This window comes from Faecalicoccus sp. (assembly GCF_036552745.1).
In the GTDB taxonomy this organism is placed as follows: Bacteria; Bacillota_I; Bacilli_A; order Erysipelotrichales; family Erysipelotrichaceae; genus Faecalicoccus.
In genome coordinates, this window is the sequence record NZ_JAXKBY010000214.1 from 1 (window position 1) to 1,113 (window position 1,113).

At 37.3% G+C, this 1,113-nt stretch carries 1 protein-coding gene; it reads right to left on the reverse strand.

The genetic code is table 11. The features are described from left to right. Positions 1-116: 116 nt before the first annotated feature. Entirely contained in the window at positions 117-977 is an 861-nt protein-coding gene (locus U0M88_RS09865) for a DMT family transporter (protein ID WP_331869700.1), read from the reverse strand. Between the last annotated feature and the right edge of the window lie 136 nt (positions 978-1,113).

The window sequence follows — 1,113 nt, forward strand, 5'->3', positions numbered from 1 at the left end:
CAACGAGCATCAAAAGACAAACAAAGAGACTTCCTCGAACCGAAAGAAATAAAAGCTTGTTTAAAGAAAAGCGATAAGGTTCCTTGCTTTGTTCATACAGTGTACGTCGATCCATGTTATCTTCTCCTCTTCTTTGGTTTCATGATCAAAAATATGCCGGCAAAGATCAAAATACATCCTATAATATTCGTTGCCAAAATCGGATCCTTTAACAGAAACCAGCCACAGAATAGTGATGTCAATGGTTCAAACAGACAAAACAAAGAAGCCATGCCAGAACCAATCAAGCGTGTACCCACCTGCAACAATAAAGTGCCCCCAATCGATAAAGCACTTAACGCAATCAAAGAAACGATAGCTAATCCATTGACAGTGATAGAAAAGCTTCCTAGCACAATTCCGATTATGCCTAAAACGATCACTTCCATAATACAGGCATAAAAAGCCAACATAAAAGGATTTAAAGCTGCCAGGCCCTGCTTATCCAGAATCACCATATAGATGGCATAAGTCAAACCGGAAACAATGGCGATCAACATTCCGATTCCATTGTTCATATTGCCAAAATCAATAAAGAACAAAATGCCTAAAATGGATAGAATCAAGGCAATCCACTGAATCTTTGAAAAATGATTCTTATAGTAAAAGTATAGAATCAAAAATACAAAGATCGGATACATAAAATGCAGAGAGGTCGCATTCCCGGTCGGAATAAACAGATATGACGTGCTTAATAAAATCAGTGTTAGAACTTGAAAAAAGCTGTCCAGCGCAATCGATGGCAGTATGGAAACATCAAGTTTTAATGGAACTTTTTTGATTTTGATCATACATGCCGAAAAAATCCCCAAGCCTAAGAATCGAAAGAAGCCAATGGCAATCACATCATAATTCATAGAGAGGACGATCTTCGTAAATAGAGGCACCAATCCAAAACAGACAGCGCTGATAATCGATAATACCATTCCCTTTTTCATCGTTCCTATTATACCTCAAAAGTCTTTAAAGGTTGAATCGTTTTTTGATCTACATTACGTAGTGCAACCAGACTTAAAAAGGCACAAAATATCTCTGTAAGCACAAAGGAAAGCCAACAGATATTCAAGCCAAATA

Coding starts and splice junctions, on each gene's coding strand:
- U0M88_RS09865 (WP_331869700.1), bottom strand. CDS start 977: ATGAAAAAGGGAATGGTATTATCGATTATCAGCGCTGTCTGTTTTGGA.